This window comes from Paraclostridium sp. (assembly GCF_051657365.1).
Lineage (GTDB): Bacteria > Bacillota > Clostridia > Peptostreptococcales > Peptostreptococcaceae > Paraclostridium.
In genome coordinates this window covers 1-25,422 of record NZ_JBOFKN010000157.1, presented here as the reverse complement: position 1 = coordinate 25,422, position 25,422 = coordinate 1, and the positions used below count along the sequence as shown (strand labels likewise).

The following is a 25,422-nucleotide window of genomic DNA, read 5'->3' as shown; positions in this document are numbered from 1 at the left end:
AAGTTTTAGGAAGGTATGTTTATATGAAAAGTTCAAATGGGCTAGGGATATTCATAGGTAAAAAAATAATTAGGCTGATGACTCTTTTAATTGCTGTTTGTGCTTTGACGTTTATTTTAATGGAGAAATCACCAATAGATCCTATTAAAGCGTATGTAGGAGCAGATTTAAGTGTTACACAAAGTCAAAGAGATGAAATAGCTAAACACTGGGGGCTAGATAAGCCCCCGGTTGAAAGATTTATAGCATGGTTTAGTTCGATTTGTAAGGGAGATTTAGGAACTTCTATGATTTATAGAAGACCTGTTATAGATGTTATAGCTGAAAAATTTATGGCTTCTCTTGCCCTTATGGTGGTTGCTTGGACTATATCAGGTATTTTAGGATTTTTGATGGGGGTTATATCTGGGGTTAATGAAGGGAGTTTTATAGATAAAATTATAAGAGGATATTGTTATGTATTAATATCAACACCTACATTTTGGCTGGGCATTTTGCTTATTATGATTTTTTCTGTGAAGTTAAAATTGTTTCCCATTGGATTGGGAGTTCCAATTGGGGTATTAGCGAGTGAAGTTACTTTTAAGAGTTTATTAAAACATCTTATATTACCTGCATTAACGTTAAGTGTATTAGGTATAGCTAATATTTGTTTACATACAAGAGAAAAAGTTATTGAGATATCAAATAGTGATTATGTATTGTTTGCAAAAGCAAGAGGGGAAAGTAAGAAAAGCATTATATTTAATCATATTTTGAAAAATGTGGCATTACCTGCTATAACGCTACAGTTTCTATCTTTTAGTGAACTTTTTGCAGGTACTATATTTGCAGAACAAGTTTTTTCATATCCAGGACTTGGGCAAGCTACGGTAGATGCGGGAGTTAAAGGTGATTTACCTCTTTTGATGGGGATAGTTATAATAAGTTTACTATTTGTTTTTGTAGGAAATTTAATAGCTGACATTTTATATAGAGTTATAGACCCTAGAATAAAGGAGGGCAATATCCAATGATTCAAGAAAGTCAAAGTATAGAAAATAAAAAAATAAGTAAGATTATCTTTAATATTGGGATAAGAGAAAAAACTATTTTATCTATAATTATTTTTTCTTGCTTTTTAATAGGGATAATTGCCTTTGGGAGTTTTATAAGTGAAGAACAAATTGCTATAAGTTTAAGTGATAAAAATTTAGCACCTAGTTTTGAACATATATTTGGAACTGATTGGGTTGGAAGAGATATGTTTTATAGAACTATAAAGGGACTGAGTTTAAGTATGAAGATAGGTATTATGGCATCTTTAATAAGTGGCGTGATCGCTTTGACTTTAGGACTTATGGGAGCTACAATGGGGAAAACTATAGATTCTTTTATAACTTGGCTTATAGATTTATCTCTTTCAGTCCCACATGCTTTAGTTATAATTCTTATATCAATAGCTATTGGAGGTGGGTTGAAAGGAATTGTAGTAGGGGTAGCACTTACTCATTGGCCATCACTGACGAGAATAATAAGAGCTGAAGTTATGCAAATAAAAAATTCTGATTATGTTAAGATATCTAGGAATTTTGGAAAGTCGAATTTTTACATAGCTATAAAACATATTTTGCCACATATAATTCCACAGTTACTAGTTGGAGTTGTGTTAATATTTCCTCATGCTGTACTTCATGAAGCTTCTATAACTTTTTTAGGGTTTGGGCTTGAACCACATGAACCAGCCATTGGAATAATTTTATCAGAGGCTATGAAGTATTTAAGTAGCGGAAGATGGTGGCTTGCATTTTTCCCAGGGCTTAGTTTGGTAATTGTATCACTTATGGTTGATAATATAGGTAAGCAAGTGAGTAAACTTATAAATCCAAAGTTAGCTAATAAATAGGGGGGAAAACATTATGAGAGAGCCTATATTAAGTGTTAAAAATCTAGAAGTTAGTTTTTCTCAATACACCAAGGGACTTAGAAAAAGAGATTTAAAGGTCATAACAGATTTAGATGTAGATTTGTATGAAGGTGAAATTTTGGCAGTAGTAGGATCTAGTGGTTCGGGAAAAAGTTTACTAGCTCATGCTATACTTGGAATACTTCCAAATAATTCGACAACTAAAGGAACTATAATTTATAAAAACAAAGAGTTAAATAAAAATAGAAAAGAAAAATTGAGAGGCAAAGAAATTGTTTTAATACCTCAATCAGTAAACTATTTAGATCCATTGATGAAGGTTTCAAATCAAGTTAAGTTGTCTTTAAGTGATAAAAAAGAAGCTGATAAAAGACAAAGAAGTATTTTTAAGAAGTATAATTTAGATGAAAAAGTGGATAAGTTATATCCTTTTCAATTATCAGGAGGCATGGCTAGGAAGGTTTTATTATCGACTGCATTAGTTAACGATACTAAAGTTATTATAGCAGATGAGCCAACTCCGGGATTAGATGAAAATTCTTTAAATGAAGCTTTAGGTCATTTTAGAGAAATTGCAGATAGTGGATGTGCAGTGCTTATGATAACTCATGATATTAAAGCGGCACTAAAAGTTGCTGATAAAATAGCTGTATTTTATGCTGGCACTACTTTAGAAGTTGCAAATGTAGAGGATTTTAAAAATAGTGGTCAAAATCTTAGACATCCTTATACTAAAGCTTTGTTTAAGGCATTACCACAAAATGATTTCAAACCAATAAAAGGGTCACAACCATTACCAACTGATCTTCCCAAAGGATGTTTATTTTATGATAGATGCAATTTAAAATCTAAGGATTGTGAAGATATTAGACCAGACATTAAGAATATTAGAAATGGAATGGTGAGGTGTTTACATGCAACTTAAAGCTAAAGATATAAGCTTTAAATATAAAAATAGTAATAGATATATTTTGAAAAATGTAGATTTTGAAATCAATAGAGGAGAGATAGTAGGGTTGATAGCTCCTAGTGGCTTTGGAAAAACTACTTTGGCTAAAATTCTTGCAGGATATGAAAACTCTTATAGTGGAAGTGTTGAAATTGATGGAGTAAGTAAAAATAGCAATTATAATTCGGTACAATTAATTTTTCAACACCCTGAAAAAGCTGTTAATCCAAAGTGGAGAATGAGTCGGATTTTAAATGAGGCTTTTGAGCCACAAAAGGAATTGCTAGATTATATGGGGATAAAAAACGAGTGGTTAAATAGATATCCAAGTGAACTTTCAGGAGGAGAGCTTCAAAGATTTTGTGTCATTAGAGCATTATCTAAGGACACTAAGTTTTTAATAGCAGATGAAATGACAACTATGTTAGATGCTATAACTCAAGCGCAAATTTGGAATGTAGTCTTAGAATATGTAAAAAAACATAATATAGGATTAATTGTTATAAGCCATGAAAAAGCATTAATAGACAAGGTATGTGATAGAGTTGTTAATTTAGAAAAATTTAAAGTTACTAATTAAAATTTAAAGTAGTTATCTTAAAAAAGCACTAAGAAAAGTTTCATTAAAGGAACTTGCTATTTTAAGATAACTATTTTTATTAAACAGAATTTTTAAAATATAATATATTTTTATATTGGTATTGATACTACAAAATTTATTTGATAAGATTGAAGATAGATAGACAAACCAAAAGCATATCAAAGACATTTTAAATACATCATAAATAAAGTTAAACTATAATAGCATGGGGGTCTTTATTATGAGTAAAAAATATGTAGCAGAACCATTTAAAATAAAAATGGTAGAGCCAATCAAGATGACAACAAGAGAAGAAAGAGAAGTAAAGATAGCAAATGCAAACTACAATTTATTTTCATTAAAAGCAGATGATGTGTACATAGACTTATTAACTGATAGTGGAACAGGTGCTATGAGTTCTAAACAGTGGGCAGCTGTAATGTTAGGGGATGAGTCATATTCAGGAGCTAGTAGCTACTTTAAATTAGTAGATGCAGCACAAGATATATTTGGATATAAATATATACAACCAGTTCATCAAGGAAGAGCAGCCGAAAAAGTATTAGTTCCATTATTTGTAGAAGCTGGTAAATATGCAATTTCAAATATGCACTTTGATACAACAAGAGCACATGTTGAACTTACAGGAGCAAAAGCTATTGACTGTGTTGTACCAGAAGCGCTTGATACAGTAAAATATGCACCTTTTAAAGGAAACATGGATATTGAAAGAATGGAAAAACTTATAAATGAGTTTGGAGCAGAAAATGTTGGAGTTATAATAATGACTGTAACTAATAATACTGCTGGGGGGCAACCTGTATCTATGAAAAATATGAGAGATACTTATGCAGTTGCCAAGAAGTATGACATACCTGTTTTAATAGATGCTGCTAGATATGCTGAAAACGCTTACTTTATAAAAACTCGTGAAGTTGGATATGAAGATAAGTCTATAAAAGAAATAGTTAGAGAGATGTTTAGTTATGGAGATATGATGACTATGAGTTCTAAAAAAGATGCCATAGTAAATATGGGTGGACTTATAGGGATTAAAAATGATGAAGAATTATATGATAACATAAAAGCTCGTACAATTTCATTTGAAGGGTTTGTATCGTATGGAGGTTTAGCTGGACGTGATTTAGAAGCTTTATCTGTAGGTCTTTATGAAGGTATAGATTATGATTATTTAAGATATCGCATAGGTCAAATGGAATATATTGCAAATAGATTAGATGAAGCTGATATTGCATATCAGTCTCCGGTAGGAGGTCATGCTGTATTTGTAGATGCTAAGAAATTATTACCGCATATACCTTATTATCAGTTCCCCGCACAAGCTTTAGCTATAGAGTTATATAAAGAGGCTGGTATTAGGACTTGTGATATAGGTTCGTATATGTTAGATAATGACCCTGTAACAGGAGAACAACGTCAATCAGAACTTGAACTTACAAGGTTAGCAGTTCCAAGAAGGGTGTATACTCAAGCTCATTTAGATGTTATAGTAGATGCTTTAATTTCTATAAAGGAAAAAGCTGAGGAAATCAAGGGTTATGAGATAACTTGGCAACCTAAGGTTTTAAGACACTTTACTTCTAAGCTTAAGCCTATGAAATAATAAATGAATTTTTAAAGGGATGTCATCGATAGTGGGGCGCGTAGGGTAAATATATAAGTTTTGCGACCAAAGCTGAAAAGATGCTTTAAATGTCGCTGAAACTTATATATTTACCCTACGCTAGCTATGTGAGGATATCTCTTTTGTGATTTGGGGGAAGGTAAGAAATATAATAGATAGTTGATTTTGAATGTATTTTTAGGTCTACTTTTGAAAATAGCAATTATATGCTAAAATATTTATATAAATTTGTACTTGAGATATGCAAAGTAGATTAAAAAATTATAGTTACTAGTTAAATAGTAAAATTTATATAGAAACAGAGGTAGATGAGTATGGTATGTTTCGATAAGCATAAAGAGTTATTTGAAAGTTTAAAAGTTGATTGTGAGAAGTGTTTTGGGCTATGTTGTGTTGCTCTCTATTTTTCAAAGTCAGAGGGGTTTCCAACTGATAAGGATGCTGGGGTGCCTTGTGTAAATTTAAAGAATGATTTTAGTTGTGCTATTCATAAAGACCTTAGAAATAAAGGTCTTAAGGGTTGTACTGCTTATGATTGTTTCGGGGCAGGACAGAAAGTTGCTCAAGTTACTTATAAGGGGTGTGATTGGAAAGCTGAGCCAAAATATTCAAAGCAAATGTTTGATGTTTTTTTAGTTATGAGACAACTTCATGAGATGTTATGGTATTTAAATCAAGCTATATCATTAAAAGAAAGTATTTCTATTCATGATAAACTTAAATTTATTATAGAAGAGACAGAAAAACTTACTTATTTAGATAGTAAATCACTCATGGATTTAGATATAAGGGCACATCAAGATAAAGTTAATGCTTTGCTCCTTGAAACTAGCGAGGTGGTTAGAAATAAAGTTTGTAATAAAGGAAAATCTCAAAAAATACCTAAAGGATTAGATTGTATTGGAGCGGACCTTAGTAAGTTAAACTTAAAAGGTGCGAATTTAAGGGGAGCATTTCTTATTGCTACTAATCTTAGAAATGTAGATTTAAGTAAAGCAGATTTAATAGGAGCGGATTTAAGAGATGCAGATTTGAGGGGAGCTAATTTGTCAGATTGTATTTTTATTACTCAATCACAAATTAATTCGGCAAAAGGTGACTCGAATACAAAATTACCTAAAACATTAAATAGACCATTTTATTGGGAAAATAATTAATTATTTAAAAATTATATGAAACTAGAGGCACTTGCTTTAATTAGTAGGTGCTTTTGTATTATTATTATATTATTTATTTATTGAATTTTGGGTAAATATTTATATAAGACAAAAAAATAATATATAATGAAGGTAGAAATACATAATTGGAGATGATAAGTTGAAACCTTATATAGATATATTAGACAATCAAAAAAGATATTTAAGTACGGTAGGAAATATAAGCGTAGAAGATCGTAAAAAAGCTTTGACAGATTTAAAATTAATTATAAAAAAGTATGAAAATGATATAATTGATGCACTTTATAAAGACTTAGGAAAATCAGAGTTTGAAAGTTATACAACTGAAGTTGGATTTATATATAGGTCTATAAATCATGCTTTGAAAAATATAAATAAATGGAATAAGGTAAAAAGAGTTAGAAATGATATAGCCCAATTGCCAGGAAAGTCTTATGTTTACAATGCTCCTTATGGAAGTGTGTTGATAATAGGACCTTATAATTACCCATTTCAACTTACGATAGAACCTTTAATAGGTGCTATAGCAGGAGGGAATACTGCGGTTATAAAACCTTCAGAGTATACACCAAATGTAGAAAGTATATTAGTTAGAATAATTAAGGAATGTTTTAATTCTGATTATATAGATATTATAATTGGAGATTATAATGTAAATAGCAATTTATTAGATTTAAACTTTGATTATATATTTTTTACAGGGAGCGTAAATGTAGGAAAGATAGTTATGGAGAAAGCTAGTAAAAACTTAATTCCTACCACTTTAGAACTAGGAGGAAAGTCTCCAGCAATAGTTGATAAAACTGCAAAGCTTGATATTGCTGCTAAACGTATTGTTTGGGGAAAATTTAGTAATGCTGGTCAAACTTGTGTAGCACCGGATTATTTATTAGTACATGAAGATATTTATGAAGAATTCATGAATAAATTGAAAGTTACTATTACAGAATTTTATGGAAACAATATAAAAGATAATAAAGATTTTGGGCGTATAGTTAATTCACGTCATATGCATAGATTAAAAAATATATTAGATAAAGACAAAGAAAAAATAGTATTTGGTGGAAATATTGATATGGATGAGAGATATATTTCACCCACTATATTAGCTAATGTTAATTATAATGATGAAGTTATGAAAGATGAAATATTTGGTCCTTTAATGCCTATTATAAAATATAATGACTTAGATGATATAAAATTTTATATGAATATATATAAAAAGCCATTAGCTTTATATGTATTTTCTGAAAATAAGAGCTTTAGTGATTGCATTTTGAAAAACTTTACTTTTGGTGGTGGATGCGTAAATGATACTATAAGTCATGTAGCATCTACAAATCTTCCTTTTGGTGGAGTAGGAACTTCAGGTATGGGAAGATACCATGGTAAAAGTAGTTTTAAAACTTTTACCTATGAAAAAGCGATTGTTAAAAGAAATAGTAAAATAGATATAAGATTAGTATTTCCTCCATATAAAGATAAGTTAAAGTTAATAAAAAAAGTAATGAAATAAGTTTTATGTAAATAATTTACTGTAATTGTTTTTTAAAATAAGAGAAAACTAAAGTTAATTATAATTTGTGAAATAAATTTTGGTTGGAGGTGCTTATTTTGAAAGATAATTCATTTTTAAGTGGCATGAAAGGTTTATTCAAAGAGATGCTATATATGGAAAGTGAAAATACTAATACAGATAAAGAAAAAATTGTTGAGATAGATAAGTATGGAAATAAGACTACTTACTATAAAGCGGGTGCAGGTCCCGATAAGCCAAATGATATTAATAATATACTTAAGTAATATATAAAAAGAGAGTTTCTAAAATAATTGATGATTATTTAGAAACTCTCTTTTTATATGTGGAAATATATATTATTTAAATAGGTGTAACACAAGCTTATATAAGTTAGTAAAATAAATTAGGGTTTTATATAAAAGGGGGGAGACTTTGTATGAATGGCAACTTATATAATAAAAATAGTATTAATGTTAAAAGCGAAATAAAAACACTTAAAAAGGTATTACTCCATAGACCTGCTGAAGAGGTGGAAAATTTGACGCCAGAAACTTTAGAAACTTTGCTATTTGATGATATACCTTATTTAGAGTTGATGCAAAAAGAGCATGATGAATTTGCAAGAGTGCTAAAAGATAGTGGGGTAGAAGTAGTTTATTTGAATGAACTAATGAAAGAAATTTTAAGTGATTTTAATATAAAAGAAGAATTTATAAATCAGTTTATAAAAGAAGCTAATATTGAAGATGACGATTTAGAGGTTTTAATTTATGAGTATTTAAAAAATATTGAGGATATTGAAATTTTAATAAGAAAAACTATGTCAGGAATAAGATTAAATGAACTTAAGGGTTTAACTCTTAAAAGTATTATAGAATGTAAATCCCCATTTATAACAGATCCAATTCCAAATCTATATTTTACGAGAGATCCTTTTGCAAGCATTTCAAACGGAGTAAGTATTAATAAAATGTATTCAAAAACTAGAAATAGAGAAACTATATATTCGGATTATATATTTAAATATCATAAAGATTTTAAAAATGTAAAAAGATGGTATGATAGAGATTTTAAATTTTCAATAGAAGGTGGAGATATACTAAATTTAAATAAAGAAGTAATCGCTATTGGAATATCCCAAAGAACTACACCAGAGGCTATTGAAACTATAGCTAAAGAATTGTTTTTTTCAGATGCAGATTGTGAGATAAATACTATTTTGGCATTTGATATACCAAAGTGTAGAGCTTTTATGCATTTAGATACAGTATTTACGCAAGTAGATTATGATAAATTTACGGTACATCCAGATATACAAGGGCCACTTACTGTATATGAAATAACCAAAGGGGAAGATAGTCAGTTAAATATACAAAGGATTAATATGGATCTTGGTAAAGTTTTGGAAAAATATTTGAATTTAGAAAAAGCAATTCTTATACCTTGTGGTGGTGGAGATGAAATAATCTCCAAGAGGGAACAATGGAATGATGGATCTAATACTTTATGTATTAGACCTGGAGAAGTTATTGTTTATTCAAGAAATTATGTAACTAATGAGCTTTTAGAAAAGTATGGTGTTAAAATTCATGTAATACCATCATCAGAATTATCAAGAGGACGTGGAGGTCCAAGGTGTATGTCAATGCCATTAATTAGAGAAGATTAGACATAATATTTGGAGGAGATTAACATGACTATTAATTTAAAAGGCAGATCATTTTTAACTTTACTAGATTACACTGAGTATGAAATAAGATATTTACTAGATTTAGCTAAACTTTATAAAACTGCTAAAATTATGGGGAAAACTCATAAAATACTAGAAAATAAAAATATAGCTATATTATTTGAAAAAGATTCAACTAGAACTAGATGTGCGTTTGAAGTTGCAGCAATGGATTTGGGTATGGGGGTTACTTATATAGGACCTAGTGGATCGCAGATGGGTAAAAAAGAGTCTATAAAAGATACGGCTAGAGTACTTGGCAAAATGTATGATGGAATTGAGTATAGAGGATTTTCTCAAAATATAGTAAATCAGCTAAGCGAATTTTCTGGAGTACCTGTTTGGAATGGATTAACAGATGAATATCATCCAACTCAAGTTTTAGCAGATTTATTAACTATAGAAGAAAAATTAGGGAAATTAAAGGGAATAAATTTTGTTTATATGGGAGATGCGAGAAATAATGTAGCAAACTCTTTGATGGTAGGTTGTGCGAAGATGGGGCTTAACTTTACTGCTTGTGCACCAAAGGATTTATTCCCAGCTAAAGATTTAGTAGATAAATGTAGGGAAATTGGAAAAGAAAGTGGATCTATTATAACTTTGACAGATGATATATATATAGGAACTAAAAATGCAAATGTAGTGTATACAGATGTATGGGTTTCTATGGGAGAACCTGAAGAAGTTTGGAATGATAGAATAAACAAGCTTAAAAAATATCAAGTTAATATAGAAGTTATGGAAAATGCAAATGAGGATGCTATATTTATGCATTGTCTTCCAGCTTTTCATGATTTAGAAACTAAGGTTAGTAAAGAGATTTACGAAAAATTTAAAATTAAAGAGATGGAAGTTACAGATGAAGTTTTTGAATCTAAGAATTCTGTAGTATTTGATGAAGCAGCCAATAGGATGCACACTATAAAAGCTATAATGATAGCTACACTAGGAGCATAGACTATGAAAAAATTAGTTATAGCTTTAGGTGGAAATGCACTAGGGGATAGTCCTAGCAAACAAATAGAGTTAGTAAGAAATACATCTAAAATTATAGTAGATTTATTAGAGGAAGGTTATGAAATTATAATTAGCCATGGAAATGGACCACAAGTAGGTATGATAAATTTAGCTATGGATTTTGCAGCGACTAATGGAGCGAACACTCCGAGCTTTCCATTTCCAGAGTGTGGATCTATGAGCCAAGGTTATATAGGTTATCATTTGCAACAATCTATAAAAGAAGAGTTAAATAAAAGAAACATACAAAAAAGTGTTGTAAGTTTGATAACGCAAGTTGTCGTAGATGAAAATGATAAAGCTTTTAAAAATCCTACAAAACCTGTAGGTATGTTTTATAGTCAAGAAGATGCGTATAAAATTTCAAAGGAAAAAGGATATGTATTTATAGAAGATTGCAAAAGAGGTTATAGACGAGTTGTACCATCTCCAAGTCCTTGTGAGATTGTTGAATTAGATATTATAGAAAAACTATCAAAAGATTACATTGTAATTGCTGTAGGTGGTGGGGGAATACCTGTTGTAAAAACTAGGTATGGATACAAGGGTATAGATGCTGTAATAGATAAAGATAAATCTAGTTGTACGTTGGCAAAATCTATAGGTGCAGATATGTTAATTATTTTGACTGCTGTTGAGAATGTTTATATAAATTATAACCAAAAAAATCAAGAAGCTTTAGAAAAATTAACGTTAGAGGAAGCTAGGATGTATATAAAACAAAATCAATTTGCTCCTGGGTCTATGCTTCCAAAAATTGAAGCTTGCATAGATTTTGTTGAAAGTAACAAAGAAGCTAAAGCAATCATAACTTCATTGGAAAAAGCTAAAGATGCACTAAATGGATATACGGGAACCTGTATAGTTAATAAATAAAAAATGCTCCAAAATAGATAGTGAACCCCTACTGTTTTGGAGCATTTACTCATTCTTAACAAAATTAACGTTTTTTTAACTGTAATTAGGTTTTTTTAACAAGATTTCTAACGAGTTTTTAACACTTAACATTCTCTTAACAATATATTAACACTCAGTTAACATATAATGTTGTTTTTTAACATGCACTTAACTAAAATTGACGAAATATTTGGTAAAATTAATTTATCAAATCGAGGTAAAATAAATGTTTATATATCAAGGAGGAAGAAATTAAGTGCAAATAGCAATAAGTTTAATGGGAGGTTTGGGGCTTTTCTTATATGGTATGAACCTTATGGCAGATGGGCTTCAAAAATCGGCAGGAGAAAAATTAAAAAGAATAGTTGGGCTTTTAACTAGTAATGTATTAATGGGGGTTTTAGTTGGAGCTTTAGTTACAGCAATTATACAAAGTAGTAGTGCGACTACAGTTATGGTAGTTGGATTTGTTAACGCAGGAATTATGACATTACCCCAAGCTATAGGGGTTATAATGGGTGCAAATATAGGTACAACTATAACAGCACAGCTAGTATCTCTTGATTTAGTTGGGATAGCACCGGTAGCATTAGGAATAGGTATAGTAATTTATTTATTTTCTAAAAATCAAAAAACTAAGACGATAGCAGAAATATTAATTGGATTTGGTATATTATTTACTGGTATGGACTTTATGAAAGAAGCTGTAAAGCCTTTATCTGAGTTTAAAGGATTCACTGATGCATTAGTAGCTTTTGGTAATCAACCAATATTAGGAATATTATTAGGATTTGGTATAACTGCAATAGTTCAAAGTTCTAGTGCTTCTATGGGTATGTTACTGGCACTTTCATCACAAGGACTAATACCATTATCAGCAGCACTACCTATATTATATGGAGAAAACATAGGTACTTGTGTTACTTCATTAATATCTAGTATAGGGGCTAGTATAAATGCTAGAAGAGCTGCGGTTATGCATTTGGTGTTCAATGTAATTGGAACAATTGTGTTTATGTTAATTTTAACTAAGCCTATAACTATGATTGTTCAAAACCTAGACCCAAATGACGTAAGTAGACAAATAGCAAATGCACATACATTATTTAATGTAATAAATGTTATATTATTACTACCATTTTCTAAGTACATAGTTAAGCTTACTATGAAGCTTATGCCAGAGAAGGCTTCTGAAAAAGATAAAGATAAAACTGTACAATACATAGATGAAAGAATGCTTGAAACTCCATCAATAGCTTTATCAAATACGGTTAAAGAAACTTTAAGAATGGGTGATAAAGCTAAGGAAAGTTTAGCAAATGCAATGGAAGGTTTCTTAGAAAAATCAAAAACTAAGGTAGATGCTTCATTTAAACAAGAAAAATTAATTAATAAGTTACAAAAGGGTATATTAAATTACTTAGTAAAATTATCTAAAACTTCTTTAGCTGATGACTCAAGAGAAAGTGTTGACTTATTATTTAATACTGTAAATGATATAGAAAGAGTTGGAGATCATGCTGAAAATATAGCTGAACTTGCAACTACAGTTATAGAAGGTAATTTAAACGTATCTGGAGATGGACTTAGAGAGTTAAAAGACTTATATGAAAAAGTTATGAAAACTTATAGTACGGCTCTTGATTGTATGGAAAAATCAGATGTTGATTTAGCTTGCAGAGTTATAAAATTAGAAGAGCAAGTTGATATGATGGAAAAAACTTGTAGAGTTAATCACATGAGAAGATTAAATGAAAGTTCGTGTAATGTGGATGCAGGTGTAATTTATCTAGATTTAATAAGTAATTTGGAAAGAGTTGCAGATCATTCAGCAAATATTGCTCAACAGGTAATAAAAGAAGGTAATAAAAATATAATTTAATATAAAAAACAGGGGCTGTTTCAAAATATAGATCGATTATGGTAATTAGATAAAAATTTTGATCAGTCTCTTTATTTTTGGGATTTTTAAAATTAAATTATAAAAAATAAATTAAAGTATTGTATTGTTAAATAAAAAAATGTAAAATATATATACGCAAAATAGTGTATAATATATTTAAAAAGTATAGATTAAATGTGAAAATAATATATGTATAGATGCTTATTTTTAATTATAGCAATTCATAAAGTTGAAATAGTGTATCAGTTTAATACATATCTAAATTATTTAATTAAAAAGAAAATAAGATACTATTAAAATAATAATTTTAAAAATCAAAACTTAAAGGAGACAATAATTATGGCAATGGGAGCACCAACACCACATAATAACGGAAAATTAGGGGATATAGCAGAAACAGTATTATTACCAGGAGATCCATTAAGAGCTAAATTTATAGCAGAAAACTTTTTAGAAGATGTAGTTCAATACAATACTGTAAGAGGAATGAATGGATATACTGGATACTATAAAGGAAAGAAAATATCTGTACAAGGAACAGGTATGGGTTGCCCTTCAATAGGTATATATACATATGAATTAATTCATTTTTATGGAGTTAAAAACCTTATAAGAATAGGTTCTGCAGGAGCTTTACACGAAGATTTAAAAATGCATGATATAGTTATAGGTATGGGGTCTTGTACAGATTCTAATTATGCATCTCAATATAACTTACCAGGAACTTTTGCACCTGTAGCTAGTTTTGAATTACTTAGCAAAGCTGTAGATGTAGCTAAGAGCCAAGGTGTTGAACCTAAGGTAGGTAACATATTATGTAGTGATGTGTTCTATGGAGAAGATGGATTAGATTCTTTAGCTAAATGGACTAAGATGGGTGTATTAGCTGTTGAGATGGAATCTGCGGCGCTTTACATGAATGCTGCAAGAGCTGGTGTTAATGCTCTTTGTATATTAACAATATCAGATTGTCCATTCAAAGGAGAAGCTACAACTGCTATGGAAAGACAAACTGCATTTACAAGAATGATGAATATAGCTTTAGAATTAGCTTAATATAAAAAGTAGGACTGTCTCAAAATATAGTTCGCTGATGGATAAATTACCATTGGCTATATATTGTGGGGCAGTCTTTTTTCTATAAGTATAGAAAAAAACTATAATGTACAAAATAAGTATAGATTTTTTCTATATAGATTTACTAATAAAATTTAATTTGTTAATCTACAATAGAAGGAAAATTGCAAATTTAAACAAAATAAGACAAAAGAAAAGGAGAACACAGTGAAAAAGTCTTTAAAAACAACGGCTTTAATATGTACTTTAATAATGAGTATGGTTGTATTATCAGCATGTAGCAATAAAGAAGTTAAAAAAGATGAAAAGGCTCAAGTTAAAACAAATACTATTTCAACTAAAGAACTTCAGTCAAATATCGAAGATAAAAACTGGGTAGTTGTAGATACTCGAGTTAATGATTCATACAATGGATGGATATTAAATAATGAAAAAAGAGGTGGGCATATACCTGGGGCTACTGATTTTGCATATAATTGGTTAGATGTAGATGCAAAGGATAAAGACAAGGTATTAGATGAAGCTTTAAAAAATAAAGGAATAGATAAAGATAAAAATATTGTTTTATATGATTCAAATGATAAAGATGCTAAAGAAGTATATAAATACTTAAGTGATAAAGGATATAAAAATTTATATACTTATAATATAAATGAGTGGGCTAAAGATGATAGTTTACCACTTGAAAAATATGAAAATTATAAGATGATAGTACCTGCAAAAGCTGTTAAAGATATTATAGATGGTAAGAAACCAGAAACTTTTGAAAATGCAAATGATATAAAAATAGTTGAAGCTAGTTGGGGAGATGGAAAAGAAAGCTATGATAAAGGCCATGTTCCAGGAAGTGTTCATATAAATACCGATACTGTTGAACCACCACCAAACTGGATGTTAGCAAGTGATAAAGACTTAGCTAAATTTGCTAAGGATTATGGATTTACAAAAGATGATACTATAATAGTTACTGGAAAAGAGCCTATGGCAGCATATCGTGTAGCTACGATACTTAGATATATGGGAGTTAATGATGTTAGAGTATTAAATGGTGGAGATGATGCTTGGGTAACTGCTGGATATAAATTAGAAACTAAGAAAAATGAAAAAACTCCAGGAAAAGACTTTGGAGCAAAAATACCAGCAAATCCAGATTTAATAGATACAATACCAGAATTAAAAGAAAAATTAAAATCTGATAACTTTACATTAGTAGATAACCGTATGTGGGATGAGTATATAGGCAAAATATCAGGATATAGTTACTGGGATAAAACAGGACGTATACCAGGTGCTGTTTATGGACATGCAGGAACAGAAGGTTCTACTTCTTTAAACTACTATAGAAATATAGATAAAACTATGAGAAATGAAGATGAAATAAAAGGTATGTGGAAAAAAGATGGAATAGATACTAATAATCATTTAGACTTTATGTGTGGTAGTGGATGGAGAGCTGCTGAGGTTTTAACATATGCAAATGTAATGGGATTTGAAAATACAGGATTATATAGTGATGGATGGATAGGATGGAGTAGAGATGCTAGTAATCCTACAGAAACGGGGACTCCAAAGTAAAAATGAAAAATAATATAAAAAAGATAATATACATGTTAATAGCTATAATTCAAATATGCATTATAGGTGGAAGTTTTATACTTCAATACTTAACAAATACTAAAGCTGGAGTAATGCATCATGTTTACTTTAAGCGATATCAATTTGAAAGTGGAATATTTTCAAGTGGTAATTTACAACTTATAAGCAATATAATTTTTATTATATCTTTAATATTTATATTGTTAGAAATATACACTATTGTAAAAAAGAAAAATTTAAACTTTATAAAAGTTCAAAATGCAATAGGGTTAATATTAAGTTTGACTTTATACTTTGTGATAAAAAGTAAATACTTTATAGATATGATAGCATATCCATATTTTATAATCGCTTTTAGCATAGTTTTAATTATACAAATTTGTGTAGTTATATTAGGTTATATAGTTAATTTAGAGAAAGATTAAATATATTTTATTAAACATAAGTATTTTATTTTACAGATAATGTAGAACAAAATACTTATGTTTTTTTGTATTGTAGAATTATGGATATAATTGTGCTAATATTATACTGATAAATATAAAATTTAGGTTTTTTTAATTAAAAGGGAATGATGTGTAAATCATCAACAGCCCCCGCTACTGTAATTATGGACAATTCTTTGTAAAGACCACTAAAGTTTTGCTTTGGGAAGGGAAAGATGCGGTTGAAGTATGAGTCAGGAGACCTGCCTAGATTAATAGTAACTTTCGGAGGGAGAGAATAGATGAAGATATCAAAAAAGATTAGATTAAGTTTACTTAGCTTGGTTATTGGACTAAGTATAGTAGGATGTAGTAAAACAGAAACGAAGAAAGAAGAATCGAAGAATACCAAACTAGAAAGTGTTACGGAGAAAAAAGATAATTATTATCCAGTAACTATAAGTACACATAATAGCAAAAAAGAAGAAATTCAAGTTACTATCAAAGAAAAGCCTAAAAAGGTTTTAGCTGTTTATCAAGATTCAATAGAAACTATGTTAGCACTAGGTTTAGAAGATAATATAGTAGCAGCTGCTGGTCTTGACCATAAGGTTAAGGATGAGTACAAAGAGGCTTTTGGTAAGGTTAAATATTTAGATGAATTTACACCTTCTAAAGAAACTGTTACAATGTTACAACCAGATTTAATATTAGGTTGGTATTCGTTGTTTTCAGATAAAAACATAGGAGATGTGAACTATTGGCAAGACAAAGACGTAAACACATATATGGCGTTGAATAGTGGTGCTGTTGAGCCAAAAACTATTAAAAATGAATGTGATGATATATTAAATATAGGTAAAATATTTAATGTAGAAGATAAAGCTAAAAAAATAGTTGATAATATAAATAATAGAGTTGACGAAGTTGTTAAATCTGAAAAAGATAAAAAACAACAAACCACTTTAATAATAGAGTTTTATGATGATAAAATTAGTGGATATGGAAAAATAACTTTAGGTGGAGACATGGTTACTAAGTTAGGTGCAAAACTTCTTAATGAAGACGGTAATGCTTTAAGTAAAGAAGATTTAATAAGCTTAAATCCAGATAGTATATTTGTAGTATATATGAATAGAGAAGATGATAATAAAGCTAGTGAAACGAAAGATTTAGTTATGAAAGATAAAGCTCTACAAAGTTTAAATGCTATTAAAAATGATAGAGTATATCCTATAGAACTAGGACAAATGTATTGCAGTGGGGTAAGAACTATAGATGGAATTGAAACTTTTGCAAATGGACTTTATCCAAGTAAATAATAGAAAGAAGGACATTTACATATGCAATCAATAAGAAACTTAGAAAATTATGAAAATAAAGAAATGAAAGGCTTTGTTAAAACAAAGCCTTTCTATATTGGAGTTATAATATTTTTATTAATAATTTTAATTTTATCAGTTTTAATTGGGGTAACAATAGGTTCAAGTGATATATCTATTAAACAAGTTTATGAAATTATAATTTTTAGATTATTTAATATAGGGGATGAACGTATTTTATCAAGTGGGGCGATTCACGATATCGTGTGGCTTATAAGACTGCCGAGAATAGTTTTGGCTCTATGTGTAGGAATCGGATTATCTATATCTGGTGTGGTTATGCAAGCTATTGTTAAAAATCCACTTGCAGACCCGTACATTCTAGGTGTTTCATCAGGTGCATCATTAGGTGCAACTATTGCTATAATGTTAGGGTTAACCACTATGATAGGTGCTAATTCTATAGGCGTATTTGCTTTTTTAGGTGCATTTTTAGTATCCATGTTGGTTTTAATAATTTCAAACACTGGAGGACGAGCTAATTCTACAAAGTTGTTACTAGCAGGAATGGCGCTTAGTTCTGTTTGTAGTGCATTTTCAAGTTTTATAGTATATATAAAAAATGATGCTGAAGGAATGAAAAATATTACTTTCTGGCTTATGGGAAGTTTAGGTGGGGCTAAGTGGGAAGAAATAGTTTTTATACTTCCGATTATTATAATGGGGCTAGTATTTTTTATGAGCCAATATAGAATTTTAAATTTAATGCTACTTGGAGATGAAGTTTCTATAACTTTAGGAACAGATTTAAATAGACATAGGCATATATACCTTATAGTAACCTCTATTATGATAGGATTGGTAGTTTATTCTTCTGGTATGATAGGTTTTGTAGGACTTATTATACCTCATATAGTTAGGATATTTTTTGGAACAGACCATAAAAAAATTATTCCGATATCTGCATTATTAGGAGCTATATTTTTAATATGGGCAGATGTATTGTCTAGAATTTTAATTAAAAATGCAGAACTTCCAATTGGTATTTTAATATCTATGATAGGCGCACCTTGCTTTGTTTATTTAATGATAAAGAAAAGTTATGGATTTGGGGGTGCTAACTAATGAAATTAGAAGCTAAGGATATTGAAGTTATATTAAATAAAAATAATATATTAAATGGAATTGATATAAAAGTAGGAAATAAAGAGTTTATAGGAGTTATAGGACCTAATGGAAGTGGAAAATCTACTTTATTAAAGTGTTTATATAGGAATTTAAGGCCAAATAATGGAATTATATTTATAGATAATAAAGATATTGATCAAATATCTATGAAAGAAAGTGCAAAAAAAATTGGAGTAGTAGCTCAACATAATAATCATAGTTTTGACTTTAGTGTATTAGACATGGTACTTATGGGAAGAAGCCCATATAAGAAGCTGATGGATAGAGATACTAAAGAAGATTATGATATTGTCTACGAAGCTATTGATAAAGTTAATATAAGACATTTAGTAGATAGAAGTTTTAATAGTTTATCAGGAGGAGAACAACAAAGGGTTATACTTGCTAGGGCTTTGGCTCAGAAAACTCAGTGCTTGATTTTAGATGAGCCGACTAACCACTTAGACATTAAGTATCAATTACAATTGATGGAGATAGTTAAAAAATTAGAAATAGAGGTTATTGCGGCTATTCATGATTTAAATATTGCAGCTATGTATTGTGATAAAATATATGTATTAAAAGATGGTAAAATAATAGCTTATGGAACTCCAGAAGAAGTTTTAACTAAAAGTTTGATAAAAGAGGTTTATGGTGTTGACGCTAAAGTTATAAAAGATAAAGAAGATGATTCTATAAATATTGTTTATAAATGTGGTTGTGTTAAGTAAAAAAAGATAGGTCTAAATTGCGAATTTGTTTAGACCTATCTTTTTTTGTGAAGATTTTTATGTTTTTAGAATATGTATTAATTATTTTTTATTTATAGGAAAAATGAGTAAATCCTATTTTTAGTTTGGGAAAGCGAATTTTTATTTATTTTGAAAAGTTTAGTTGTGATATACTCTACTAAATTTAAATATTAAATAAAAGTGTTGGTAAAACTTAAAACTTGAGTTAGTTATACTAAACTTTGAAAAAATTAATGTAAACAAAAGGTTAGTTATACTAAACTTATTTAAAATTAATATAAACAAAAATGAAAAGTTAGATATAAAACTATTGCAAATACTTGATGATGAAAAATAAAAATAAAATAATAAAAATAAAAAAAGTGCTTGCAAAAAAATGAAAAATTAATATAATAAATATTGTAAGTTTAATAAAAGTAAATTTTATAAATAGAAATAATAATCTTAAAAATTAAAATTAATTTACATAAATGATAGAGAGGAGGATTATATTGGAAGCTATAGGCGAAAAGTTAAAGATCGAGTCTGTAGATGGTTGTAAGTTAAGTCACAAACAAACTCCATTATTAAGTTCACTAAAGGATTATTCTAAAAAAGATATAGCTTGTTTTGATGTACCAGGTCATGTTAAAAATCAAGGTGTAACTATATTAAATGAGTATTACGGTGAAGAAATTATGAAGATGGATATTAATTCGTCGCCATTAATGGATAATGTATCTAATCCTAGTACAATTATAAAATCATCACAAAAATTATTAGCAGATGCATATAAAGCAGATGACGCTTTTTTTATAACAAATGGGACTACAGGTGCTATACACGCTATGATTTTAAGTGTTATAAAGCCTAATGATAAATTACTGCTTCCTAGAAACATACATAAGTCAGTTATAAATGCATTAATACTTAGCTCAGGAGAGCCTGTATTTATACAACCTGAATTTGATAATGAACTAGGAATAAGTTTAAATGTAAAATTAGAAGATATAAAAAATGCACTTAAGAGTCAAAAAGATATAAAAGCTGTATTTTTACTTAATCCGACTTATTATGGAGCATGTAGTGACTTAGAAGCTATAATAAAGTTTTGTCATGAGGAAAATGTTTTAGTTTTATTAGATGAAGCTCATGGAGCACATTTTCCATTTCATAAAGATTTACCTCCATCAGGGATGGAACTAGGAGCTGATATGGTGGCTACGAGTATACATAAAACTGGAGGAGCGCTAACTCAAGCATCGGCACTGCTTTTAAACAATGATAAAATAGAATCGAGTAAAGTTCTTCAAAGTATAAATATGTTGCAATCAACATCTGCATCTTATTTGCTTATGAGTAGTATTGATGGAGCTAGATCAAATTTAGTTTTAAATGGAGAGATACAATTATCTAAAGCTCTTAATTTATCTAGATATGCAAAAGCTAGAATAAATAAGATTAAAGGAATTAAGGTTGTAACTACTGAAAATCTAAAAAATGAAGGTGTTAAATTTATAGATGAAACTAAGTTATGTATAAATGTTAGAGGACTTAATTTAAGCGGACATGAGGTATACGATTTACTTTATCAAAAGTTTTCAGTTCAAGTTGAACTTGGAGATTTATATAATGTATTAGCACTTATATCTATTGGAACTACAAAAGAAGATGTGGATAAATTAATAGATGCTCTAGAGATGATATCAAAAGTTTATAAACGAAATGAGCATATAAAGGTTATAGCTACAAAGCAAATAAACCCAATATCAAAGCTTAATCCAAGAGATGCTTTTTATAAAGAAAAAGAGCTAATCTTAATTGATGAATGTGTTGGAAGAATTTCAGGTGAATCAATAATGGCATATCCACCAGGGATACCAGTTATTACACCTGGAGAAGTAATTACAAAAGAAATTATAGATTATATAAAATTGCTTAAAGATAACAATGCATATTTAAGTGATATGAAAGATAAAAGTTTAAAAAATATATTAGTTATTAAAAATTAAATTCAATTCAAAAATTAAAGAAGGAGAGTGGCTATTATGAAATTTGAAACTTTAGGAAGACATATATTAGTAGAGTACTATAACTGTGATGAGGATATTCTTAGAGATCCAAAGCTTATAGAACAATATATGAACGATGCTGCTTTAAATGCAAAGGCTACAATAGTTGATTCGGTATTTCACCACTTTAATCCATGGGGAGTTTCTGGAGCTGTTATAATAGCTGAATCTCATTTAACTATACATACATGGCCAGAGTATGGATACGCATCAGCAGACTTTTTCACTTGTGGAGATATAGATCCTTGGAAAAGCTTTGAACTTTTAGAAGAATTATTAAAAGCTGAAAGAAGTGAATCTACAGAGATACCAAGAGGTTTAACTTCTAAGATACAAAAATTTGCAAAAAAAGATTTAGGTAACATTACTCACAAGCAACAGGATGAACAAGAAGCTATATAAATAAAAATCACCTAAATAAATAAAAAATAAAAAATTAAATTCAATCTTAATTATAACATATAAATAAAAAGTGGTCAAAAAGGCCAATAACATACACATAGAAAAATATAAATATAAAAAATTAAATTCAAAATTTCGGAGGAACAAGTTATGGAACTTTGGTACACAGAAGAATGGACTGACAATGTGCGTTTTTCTATAAAAGTAGATAAACATTTATTCAGTAAACAATCGGATTTTCAAAGAGTAGATGTATTTGATAGTAAAGAATTTGGAAAGTTTTTAACGCTAGATGGACTTATGATGGTAAGTTACAAAGATGAGTTTATATATCATGATATGATAGTTCATGTTCCTATGGCGACTAATATGAATATTAAAAACGTATTAGTTATAGGCGGTGGAGATGGAGGTACTGTAAGAGAGCTTACTCGTTATCCTCAAATAGAAAAAATAGATATGGTTGAAATAGATAAAATGGTTGTAGATGTATCAAGAGAGTACATTGATATATGTGCATGTAAGTTAGATGACAAGAGAGTTAACTTATACTTTGAAGATGGAGTTGCTTTTGTTAAAAATTCAAAAGATAAAAGCTATGATTTAATAATAGTAGATTCAACTGATCCAATAGGTCCTGGAGAAGGATTATTCTCTGTTGATTTTTACAATGATTGCTACAGAGTTTTAAGTGATGATGGTATACTTGTTAATCAAAATGAAAGTCCATATTTTGATTTTAATGCTAAGGAAATGAAAAGAGCTAATGAAAAGATAACTAATTTATTCCCTATAGCTAAGGTTTATCAAGCTCATATTCCTACTTATCCATCAGGACATTGGTTATTTGGATTTGCATCTAAAAAGTATGATCCAGTAAACGATCAAAATAAAGAAGCTTGGGAAAAGTTAAATTTAAAGACAAAATACTATAACAGCAATATACATACTGGGGCGTTTATGTTACCTCAATATGTTTTGGATATGTTAAATGAAAAATAAGTTTTATAATACGCCTACATTTATGGGTATGGAAGATGATTATGAAGAAAGTAAGCTTATAGTATTTGGAGTAGGATTTGATGGAACTACTTCAAATAGACCAGGAACTAGATTTGCAGCATCTTCAATGAGACCTGAGTTTTATGGACTTGAAACTTATAGCCCAAAGCTTGATTTAGATATGGATGATTATAAGATTTGTGATATTGGAGATTTAGAGCTTAGTATAGGAAATACAGAGGCTGTTTTAGATGAGATATATGAAGGGACAAAGCAAATTGTAAATGATAATAAAGTACCATTTATGATAGGTGGAGAACATTTAGTAACTTTGCCAGCTTTCAAAGCAGTTTATGAAAGATATGATGATGTATGTGTTCTTCACTTTGATGCACATACAGATTTAAGGGAAGAGTATAATAATAATAAAAATTCACATGCAACAGTTATAAAGCGTGTTTGGGATATTACTGGAGATAATAGAATTTTTCAATTTGGTATAAGGTCTGGAACTAAAGAAGAGTTTGAATTTGCTTTAAAGAATAAACATACCTATATGGAAACTCATACTATAGATACTTTTTGTGATGTAGTTAAGAGCTTAGGAAATAAAAATGTTTATTTAACTATTGATTTAGATGTATTAGACCCATCAATATTTCCAGGTACTGGAACACCAGAACCGGGTGGAGTTACTTATAAAGAGTTTGAAAATATATTTAATATTCTTAAAAACTCTAATATAAATTTAGTGGGAGCAGACATTGTAGAACTTAGTCCAGATTATGACAATACTAATGTTTCAACTGTGGTTGCATGTAAAATATTAAGAGAATTAACACTTGTGATAAGCGATAAAATAAATTAATAAACTTAGGAGGTACGTTAAATGGCAAAACATTTATTTACATCAGAATCAGTTACGGAAGGGCATCCAGATAAAATATGTGATCAAATATCAGATGCTATATTAGATGCACTTTTAGAAAAGGATCCATTAGCAAGAGTTGCTTGTGAAACTACAGTTACTACAGGATTAGTTTTAGTTGCGGGAGAAATAAGTACTAATACTTACGTAGATATACCTAAGTTAGTTAGAGAAACTGTTAAGGGCATAGGATATACTAGAGCTAAGTTTGGATTTGACGGAGATACTTGTGCAGTTATAACTTCTATTGATGAGCAATCAAGAGATATTGCTATGGGCGTTGATGAAGCTTTAGAAAATAGAAGTGGTGAATTAAGTGAAGATGAAATAGAAAAAATTGGAGCTGGAGATCAAGGTATAATGTTTGGTTTTGCATGTAATGAAACTGAAGAGTTAATGCCTCTTCCTATATCACTTGCTCATAAGTTAGCTAGAAGATTAACAGAAGTTAGAAAAAGTGGTGAGTTAGAATATTTAAGACCGGATGGAAAAACGCAGGTTACTGTTGAGTATGATGGTAATAAAGCTGTTAGAGTTCATACTGTGCTAATATCTACTCAACATGGTGAAGACGTTGACAATGATACTATAAGAAGAGATTTAATTGAGAAGGTTATAAAGGTTGTTATACCAGAAGTTTTATTAGATGAAGAAACTAAGATATATATAAATCCGACTGGACGATTTGTTATAGGTGGACCTCAAGGTGATACAGGTCTTACAGGTAGAAAGATAATAATAGATACTTATGGTGGATATTCTAGACATGGTGGAGGAGCTTTCTCTGGAAAAGATCCTACTAAGGTTGATAGATCTGCTGCATATGCTGCAAGATATGTTGCTAAAAATATTGTTGCTGCAGGACTTGCTGATAAGTGTGAGATAGAGTTAGCTTATGCTATTGGTGTTGCTAGACCTTTATCTGTATTTGTTGATACTTTTGGCACTGGTAAAGTTAGTGATGAAGTTTTAGTTGAGTTAATTAATAACAACTTCGACTTAAGACCGGGAGCTATTATTAGGGATTTAGAACTTAGAAAACCAATGTATAAAGCTATTGCAGCTTATGGACATTTTGGTAGAGTTGATCTTGATTTGCCTTGGGAAAGAACTGATAAAGCTGAAATACTAAAACAACAAACTGTATAGTAGTGTTTTATGTGATATAAAGATAAAAGAGTATATTACATTTTAAAACATTTTCTCAGAGTGTATTCATAAATATGTCTACACTCTTTTGTTTTGCAAATTATTATAGTATAAGATATAGGGGTTACAGAAAAGTAACTAATTGAGAATAAAATTCAGAGCGGATATATTTAAAAATATATATATTAAGTTTATATGCAATTAGGAATAAATATAAAAAACTAA

General features: G+C 29.3%; 23 protein-coding genes and 1 riboswitch. All 23 genes read left to right on the top strand.

Going from position 1 to position 25,422, the window contains the following annotated elements; all coding sequences use genetic code 11:
* Window positions 1-23: 23 nt before the first annotated feature.
* The 23 genes from ACRCYC_RS11700 (at window position 24) to metK (ending at window position 25,197) form a co-directional block, all read left to right on the top strand.
* Window positions 24-1,016 carry an ABC transporter permease gene (locus ACRCYC_RS11700; protein ID WP_438619320.1) on the top strand — a complete coding sequence of 331 codons (993 nt, stop codon included), beginning with the start codon at window positions 24-26 and terminating at the stop codon, window positions 1,014-1,016.
* On the top strand, window positions 1,013-1,885 hold the full coding sequence (locus tag ACRCYC_RS11695; RefSeq protein WP_438619319.1) for an ABC transporter permease: 873 nt from the start codon (window positions 1,013-1,015) through the stop codon (window positions 1,883-1,885). The genes ACRCYC_RS11700 and ACRCYC_RS11695 overlap by 4 nt, the downstream gene beginning before the upstream one ends.
* Before the next feature lie 13 nt (window positions 1,886-1,898).
* Window positions 1,899-2,831, top strand: a complete 933-nt coding sequence (locus ACRCYC_RS11690; RefSeq protein ID WP_438619318.1) for an ABC transporter ATP-binding protein — start codon at window positions 1,899-1,901, stop codon at window positions 2,829-2,831.
* Window positions 2,821-3,435, top strand: coding sequence for an ABC transporter ATP-binding protein (locus ACRCYC_RS11685; RefSeq protein WP_438619317.1), 615 nt, complete (start codon window positions 2,821-2,823; stop codon window positions 3,433-3,435). The genes ACRCYC_RS11690 and ACRCYC_RS11685 overlap by 11 nt, the downstream gene beginning before the upstream one ends.
* A gap of 241 nt (window positions 3,436-3,676) precedes the next feature.
* Entirely contained in the window at window positions 3,677-5,059 is a 1,383-nt protein-coding gene (locus ACRCYC_RS11680) for a tryptophanase (protein ID WP_438619316.1), read from the top strand.
* Window positions 5,060-5,388: 329 nt separating this feature from the next.
* Window positions 5,389-6,237, top strand: a complete 849-nt coding sequence (locus ACRCYC_RS11675; protein ID WP_438619315.1) for a pentapeptide repeat-containing protein — start codon at window positions 5,389-5,391, stop codon at window positions 6,235-6,237.
* Window positions 6,238-6,397: 160 nt separating this feature from the next.
* Complete coding sequence (locus ACRCYC_RS11670; RefSeq protein WP_438619314.1) at window positions 6,398-7,774, top strand: aldehyde dehydrogenase; 1,377 nt, start codon at window positions 6,398-6,400, stop codon at window positions 7,772-7,774.
* A 98-nt stretch (window positions 7,775-7,872) separates the two neighbouring features.
* Window positions 7,873-8,061: a hypothetical protein gene (locus ACRCYC_RS11665; protein WP_438619313.1), complete on the top strand. Its 189-nt coding sequence runs from the start codon at window positions 7,873-7,875 to the stop codon at window positions 8,059-8,061.
* Between the two features lie 152 nt (window positions 8,062-8,213).
* Window positions 8,214-9,446 carry an arginine deiminase gene (gene arcA / locus ACRCYC_RS11660; RefSeq protein ID WP_438619312.1) on the top strand — a complete coding sequence of 411 codons (1,233 nt, stop codon included), beginning with the start codon at window positions 8,214-8,216 and terminating at the stop codon, window positions 9,444-9,446.
* 24 nt (window positions 9,447-9,470) lie between these two features.
* A complete protein-coding gene (argF, locus tag ACRCYC_RS11655; RefSeq protein ID WP_438619311.1) occupies window positions 9,471-10,466 on the top strand; it encodes an ornithine carbamoyltransferase in 996 nt (331 codons plus the stop codon).
* Window positions 10,467-10,469: 3 nt separating this feature from the next.
* Window positions 10,470-11,402, top strand: a complete 933-nt coding sequence (arcC, locus tag ACRCYC_RS11650; RefSeq protein ID WP_438619310.1) for a carbamate kinase — start codon at window positions 10,470-10,472, stop codon at window positions 11,400-11,402.
* 277 nt (window positions 11,403-11,679) lie between these two features.
* The gene (locus tag ACRCYC_RS11645; protein WP_438619309.1) at window positions 11,680-13,305 is read left to right on the top strand and encodes a Na/Pi cotransporter family protein; all 1,626 of its coding nucleotides are present in this window, start codon (window positions 11,680-11,682) and stop codon (window positions 13,303-13,305) included.
* A 366-nt stretch (window positions 13,306-13,671) separates the two neighbouring features.
* Window positions 13,672-14,382, top strand: coding sequence for a purine-nucleoside phosphorylase (gene deoD / locus ACRCYC_RS11640; RefSeq protein WP_438619365.1), 711 nt, complete (start codon window positions 13,672-13,674; stop codon window positions 14,380-14,382).
* A 228-nt stretch (window positions 14,383-14,610) separates the two neighbouring features.
* The gene (locus ACRCYC_RS11635) at window positions 14,611-15,978 is read left to right on the top strand and encodes a sulfurtransferase (RefSeq protein ID WP_438619308.1); all 1,368 of its coding nucleotides are present in this window, start codon (window positions 14,611-14,613) and stop codon (window positions 15,976-15,978) included.
* Window positions 15,979-15,980: 2 nt separating this feature from the next.
* Entirely contained in the window at window positions 15,981-16,424 is a 444-nt protein-coding gene (locus tag ACRCYC_RS11630) for a hypothetical protein (protein WP_438619307.1), read from the top strand.
* A 107-nt stretch (window positions 16,425-16,531) separates the two neighbouring features.
* Window positions 16,532-16,709: riboswitch (cobalamin riboswitch) on the top strand.
* Between the two features lie 17 nt (window positions 16,710-16,726).
* Complete coding sequence (locus tag ACRCYC_RS11625) at window positions 16,727-17,746, top strand: ABC transporter substrate-binding protein (RefSeq protein WP_438619306.1); 1,020 nt, start codon at window positions 16,727-16,729, stop codon at window positions 17,744-17,746.
* Window positions 17,747-17,767: 21 nt separating this feature from the next.
* Window positions 17,768-18,871 (top strand): FecCD family ABC transporter permease, encoded by a 1,104-nt coding sequence (locus tag ACRCYC_RS11620; protein WP_438619305.1) that lies wholly within the window; start codon window positions 17,768-17,770, stop codon window positions 18,869-18,871.
* Window positions 18,871-19,644 (top strand): ABC transporter ATP-binding protein, encoded by a 774-nt coding sequence (locus tag ACRCYC_RS11615; RefSeq protein WP_438619304.1) that lies wholly within the window; start codon window positions 18,871-18,873, stop codon window positions 19,642-19,644. Before ACRCYC_RS11620 ends, ACRCYC_RS11615 begins: the two co-directional genes overlap by 1 nt.
* 512 nt (window positions 19,645-20,156) lie before the next feature.
* On the top strand, window positions 20,157-21,656 hold the full coding sequence (locus tag ACRCYC_RS11610; protein ID WP_438619303.1) for an aminotransferase class I/II-fold pyridoxal phosphate-dependent enzyme: 1,500 nt from the start codon (window positions 20,157-20,159) through the stop codon (window positions 21,654-21,656).
* Window positions 21,657-21,692: 36 nt separating this feature from the next.
* Complete coding sequence (gene speD, locus ACRCYC_RS11605) at window positions 21,693-22,118, top strand: adenosylmethionine decarboxylase (RefSeq protein ID WP_438619302.1); 426 nt, start codon at window positions 21,693-21,695, stop codon at window positions 22,116-22,118.
* Window positions 22,119-22,268: 150 nt separating this feature from the next.
* The gene (gene speE, locus ACRCYC_RS11600) at window positions 22,269-23,120 is read left to right on the top strand and encodes a polyamine aminopropyltransferase (RefSeq protein ID WP_438619301.1); all 852 of its coding nucleotides are present in this window, start codon (window positions 22,269-22,271) and stop codon (window positions 23,118-23,120) included.
* Complete coding sequence (gene speB / locus ACRCYC_RS11595; RefSeq protein WP_438619300.1) at window positions 23,110-23,988, top strand: agmatinase; 879 nt, start codon at window positions 23,110-23,112, stop codon at window positions 23,986-23,988. The genes speE and speB overlap by 11 nt, the downstream gene beginning before the upstream one ends.
* Before the next feature lie 21 nt (window positions 23,989-24,009).
* On the top strand, window positions 24,010-25,197 hold the full coding sequence (gene metK / locus ACRCYC_RS11590; RefSeq protein ID WP_438619299.1) for a methionine adenosyltransferase: 1,188 nt from the start codon (window positions 24,010-24,012) through the stop codon (window positions 25,195-25,197).
* Window positions 25,198-25,422 lie beyond the last annotated feature (225 nt).

Coding starts and splice junctions, on each gene's coding strand:
- ACRCYC_RS11700 (WP_438619320.1), top strand. CDS start 24: ATGAAAAGTTCAAATGGGCTAGGGATATTCATAGGTAAAAAAATAATT.
- ACRCYC_RS11695 (WP_438619319.1), top strand. CDS start 1,013: ATGATTCAAGAAAGTCAAAGTATAGAAAATAAAAAAATAAGTAAGATT.
- ACRCYC_RS11690 (WP_438619318.1), top strand. CDS start 1,899: ATGAGAGAGCCTATATTAAGTGTTAAAAATCTAGAAGTTAGTTTTTCT.
- ACRCYC_RS11685 (WP_438619317.1), top strand. CDS start 2,821: ATGCAACTTAAAGCTAAAGATATAAGCTTTAAATATAAAAATAGTAAT.
- ACRCYC_RS11680 (WP_438619316.1), top strand. CDS start 3,677: ATGAGTAAAAAATATGTAGCAGAACCATTTAAAATAAAAATGGTAGAG.
- ACRCYC_RS11675 (WP_438619315.1), top strand. CDS start 5,389: ATGAGTATGGTATGTTTCGATAAGCATAAAGAGTTATTTGAAAGTTTA.
- arcA (WP_438619312.1), top strand. CDS start 8,214: ATGAATGGCAACTTATATAATAAAAATAGTATTAATGTTAAAAGCGAA.
- argF (WP_438619311.1), top strand. CDS start 9,471: ATGACTATTAATTTAAAAGGCAGATCATTTTTAACTTTACTAGATTAC.
- arcC (WP_438619310.1), top strand. CDS start 10,470: ATGAAAAAATTAGTTATAGCTTTAGGTGGAAATGCACTAGGGGATAGT.
- deoD (WP_438619365.1), top strand. CDS start 13,672: ATGGGAGCACCAACACCACATAATAACGGAAAATTAGGGGATATAGCA.
- ACRCYC_RS11630 (WP_438619307.1), top strand. CDS start 15,981: ATGAAAAATAATATAAAAAAGATAATATACATGTTAATAGCTATAATT.
- ACRCYC_RS11625 (WP_438619306.1), top strand. CDS start 16,727: ATGAAGATATCAAAAAAGATTAGATTAAGTTTACTTAGCTTGGTTATT.
- ACRCYC_RS11620 (WP_438619305.1), top strand. CDS start 17,768: ATGCAATCAATAAGAAACTTAGAAAATTATGAAAATAAAGAAATGAAA.
- ACRCYC_RS11615 (WP_438619304.1), top strand. CDS start 18,871: ATGAAATTAGAAGCTAAGGATATTGAAGTTATATTAAATAAAAATAAT.
- speD (WP_438619302.1), top strand. CDS start 21,693: ATGAAATTTGAAACTTTAGGAAGACATATATTAGTAGAGTACTATAAC.
- speE (WP_438619301.1), top strand. CDS start 22,269: ATGGAACTTTGGTACACAGAAGAATGGACTGACAATGTGCGTTTTTCT.
- speB (WP_438619300.1), top strand. CDS start 23,110: ATGAAAAATAAGTTTTATAATACGCCTACATTTATGGGTATGGAAGAT.
- metK (WP_438619299.1), top strand. CDS start 24,010: ATGGCAAAACATTTATTTACATCAGAATCAGTTACGGAAGGGCATCCA.